The sequence below is a fragment of the Commensalibacter sp. Nvir genome (genome assembly GCF_963921845.1).
Lineage (GTDB): Bacteria > Pseudomonadota > Alphaproteobacteria > Acetobacterales > Acetobacteraceae > Commensalibacter.
The window spans coordinates 1-4,012 of sequence record NZ_CAWUGZ010000117.1 but is presented as its reverse complement, the minus strand read 5'-3'; the positions used below and the strand labels follow the sequence as shown (position 1 = coordinate 4,012).

At 31.3% G+C, this 4,012-nt stretch carries 3 protein-coding genes; 2 read left to right on the top strand and 1 reads right to left on the bottom strand.

Features of this window, described 5'->3' with window-relative positions; translation table 11 throughout:
* Positions 1-285 (top strand): hypothetical protein (locus AABE15_RS07375; protein ID WP_338330646.1); only part of this gene is annotated, 285 nt, incomplete at its 5' end.
* A gap of 354 nt (positions 286-639) precedes the next feature.
* Entirely contained in the window at positions 640-2,196 is a 1,557-nt protein-coding gene (locus AABE15_RS07370) for a carboxylesterase family protein (RefSeq protein ID WP_338330645.1), read from the top strand.
* An 885-nt stretch (positions 2,197-3,081) separates the two neighbouring features.
* On the opposite strand, the gene AABE15_RS07365 is transcribed toward AABE15_RS07370, so the two are convergent.
* On the bottom strand, positions 3,082-3,654 hold the full coding sequence (locus tag AABE15_RS07365) for a hypothetical protein (protein WP_338330644.1): 573 nt from the start codon (positions 3,652-3,654) through the stop codon (positions 3,082-3,084).
* Positions 3,655-4,012 lie beyond the last annotated feature (358 nt).

Below are 4,012 nucleotides of genomic sequence, written 5' to 3'. Positions count from 1 at the left end.
GCTTTATGTGGTTTGAGCAAGGTTTTTAATTTTAATATACAAGCAAAACGATTTGCCAATTTAGGCTGGTCTACATCGAACATGAAACTTTTGGGAGGCACCCAAATCACCGGAGTTTCAATGTTGTTTTGCAAAAAAACTTCGAAATTGGGGGCTTTGTTATTGCTTTCCACCGCCACCTGCCTCATGATGACAGGGTTATTTCATAAGAGAAAAAAAGAGCTGGCATTTAATGGAATTGGAGTTTTATCTGCACTCGCCTTGCTTTTTTGCAAAAAGAAATAATTTAAACAGTAGTATTTTATTTTCTGACCTACAAACGTTAAATGCAATATAATCTCGGTTCGTACTCGATCAAAACTGTTAAGATTATTGTAAAGTCTCACTATTGTAATACTTAATTATATCTAAATTGCGCATGTAAAATAAATTAACCTTTAACAACACCATAAGAATTGTTTAAATTTTAAGTCTAAAACTAAGTCAAAGCTTGTATTTTTTTAATTTCTATTTATGTAAATTTTAATTGTTTTAATACAAACGTATTAATACTACCTACTCTTGATTGATAAAACATTGTTTTTCACTAAATTTCCATCCCGATTAAACGTCAAATGCTGTTATCTATGGATAGGAATAATGGCTATTGTTATAAATTCAATAAAGCCTTGTAGCGCACAAGTTACTTCTTTAAACGATCCCGTGGTTCACCTGCAGAATCAGGGAGATATCCAAGGTTATTATTCCGATAATCTGGCAATTTTCAAAGGCGTACCTTATGCAGCTGCCCCAACAGATCAAAACCGCTGGCTTCCTCCACAACCTGCTTTAGGGTGGGGTCAAATAACGAGATTAGCCAAAGATTTTGGGCCTAATTGCAGCCAAAAACTTAATCCAGAAGACAATAATAACAATTTACGATTAACAAGTGAAGATTGCTTATATTTAAATATTTGGACACCCAAAAATATTTTTGAACAACCTGACCTACAGTATCATTTTCCTGTCATGGTATGGATACATGGAGGGGCGTTCGTTACGGGAGGAACCTCTAAAACTATTTATGACGGTAATAAAATCGCCCAGCAGGGGGTAATCGTCGTTACCATAAATTATCGTTTAGGACGTTTTGGATTTTTTGCTCACCCTGCTTTAAAAAAAGAAAACGAAGAAAATAATTGGGTAAATTATGGGTTAATGGATCAAATCGCTGCTTTGCAATGGATTAAAAAAAATATCGCAGCATTTGGTGGTGACAATACGAACGTTACCCTTTTTGGTGAATCTGCAGGTGGGGCTTCTATTCTTGCCCTCATGACGTCAATGGACACTGAGGATCTTTTTAGCAAAGTTATTATTCAATCGGGAACGGGCCACTCCCAAGCTTATTCTCCCACACCTCTTAATACAGCTGAAACAATTGGTCTTAATTTTGCAACCAAACACCGTATTTTTGGTAACAATTCACAAACTTTGCAACAGCTACGCAAATTAACATCACAAGAAATTGTCGATAATCTAAGCCTTCAAGATCTACAACCTAATTACTTTGCAGGGTTGACAATTGATGGCATTCTACTAAAACAAAAATTGGATGACGCCTATCAGCAAGGACTTTTTTCCCCTAAACCCTCGCTAATTGGGGATAATGATGGAGATTATTTAACACTTTCTCCTCCGCCCTTAAACGAACTTGCCAAAGAACTTGGCACAGATATACAAGATATCAATAAAATCTATAATCCTTCCGGCAAAGAATCTGAAAAAAGCACGGCGTATAAAATCCTAGCTGATCTACAAATTATTGAACCGACGAGAAAGCTAGAAATTCAAGTTTCACAAAAAAATGTACCAGTTTATCGTTATCGTTTTTCTTATATTCCTAGTTCCGTTAGAGCCTATACCCACTATGGTGCTCCCCATGCTTCTGAAATTCCTTTTGTATTTGACAACTTAGATCAACAATACAAAACCTTTAGTGCACAAGATGAAGCCATGGCAAAATTAATGATGACAAGTTGGGTTAATTTTGCCAAATCAGGAAATCCATCAATAGCTGGATTTGACCAATTTAAGCCTTTCACCAAAAATTCACAAAATCTTTTTCATTTTTCAATGCAAGGCGTGCATTTTGAAAAGGATCCTTTTGCTTCCCGTCTAGATTTTATAGAGAAATGTTTACGAATGAAACATTGAGTTAAATAATGATTTAGTACAACTAAAAAATAACACGTTAATCTCACTTTAAGGATTTTAATTTAAAGCACTAGTCAAATGCATTTAGTACCTATTCAAAATTTAGATAAATCATGATCCATTGAAATAACATTTATTTTTTAAACTAACTTATATTTTTTTAGAGGACACTACGTAACAAATAAATTTAGGATCATTAGCGATTTCGTTCCTTTTTACAAAATCTCATACTCTGGTAATGATATAAATGTTAAAAGAAAGAACGATTATAGTTTTCATTTAACCTAGAAGAGGTTATGTAATTGTTCACAATTGACGAACTGGAACAGAATTAATTTTATTATTAAACATACAATCTTAGAGTTCCTAACTTTTTATTTTTTTGATCTGACTTAGTAAGGCTTAATATTTAATGGTTCAGTTGGTTACATTAGCTTCATTAAACAATAAAATTAAAGATGCGCAAAAACCATTTGAGTAAATAAGTAACCATTTCCTCTTAGTTTACAGCCTATCGTAAAATCTAATTATTTTTTTTATTACGCATAGGTTATCAATTAAGGATTTGATAGTTCTGATTATATCTTTTTCATACGCTATCATTTTTATAAAACCGAATTTTTATTGACTATGTTCATTTATCAAAGCTCTACTGGATTGGCTGCGAGTGTTTTTTAAAATAATCCCATTGATTATATTTAAAGCAATGAACCTTTCATATAAGCTTTGCTTGCCCTAGAAAATTCTTTATTTTTTAACACAAATTATATTAAAAAGTAATAAACAAAAAAGTTAGAATAGCTGGTTTTTTTATTCTTATAATTCATTAAAAATACTTTAAGGCTTAACGAATTAAAGTATTTTATTTCTTCAACTAAAAAATATTCAAAGTAATTTTACCGTCTTTATTATAGGGTAAGGCCCATTCATAACATGATAAATTGTAAATAAAGTACCTAAAATAGCAACAGCAACAAATCCAATTATAAGGGCAACCCATAGCGATCTTCTACTTATGGTCTTGTTGATAAATGGAAGTTCACTCACATATGGTTCGGTTGGTAAATCAATAGGTATTGGATTTGAACCATGAGTACATTCGTAATCTTTTTTATCCAACAACTGAAGCTTTAAAATTCTGTTTGCATATTCTTTAGATTCTTCCAGCTGATTGCTAAGCACGATAAAATGAAATGCTTTTATTTCCCTTTGATCATCAAATATTTTAATGATACATGTTTTTCCAATGATGATATCATCAATTTCCTCCGATATTTGAATTTCTAATAATAAATTATCACCTTGAACGGTTTGATGGCCTGCTTCATTAATAAATTCATACGATATTAACGCAAAATCAATAACAATTTTCTTTCCATAATAGTTGGCTAAACCATTTAATACTATTATTGTTTTTCGCGGAATAAGCGTATTGACATCATGTTGAGTTTTTTTCATGGTGTGCTCACATTTCCAAAAAAAGTTCGCAAAAATTAAAACAAGTGGCATATGGTGTCGAAAAAAAATAATTACTAAACCAGAGCCATTATAAAAAGATTATATTAATAATAATAAAAATAGTTTATCTATGTCCCTATTGAAAACTTTTTTCTGTAAATTATTACATCGAAATATTGAAAGTCGCTTTACAAACACAACATTGATTGCAAAAAATATTCAAATATCCATACATTTACGAATATGATTTTAGTAAAAATACTCGAAAACATTATATTTTATAGTATTTAGATTTACCCAAACACTAACCAAACGATAAAAAATATTTATAATTTGATATAAAATTATGGGTTAATAC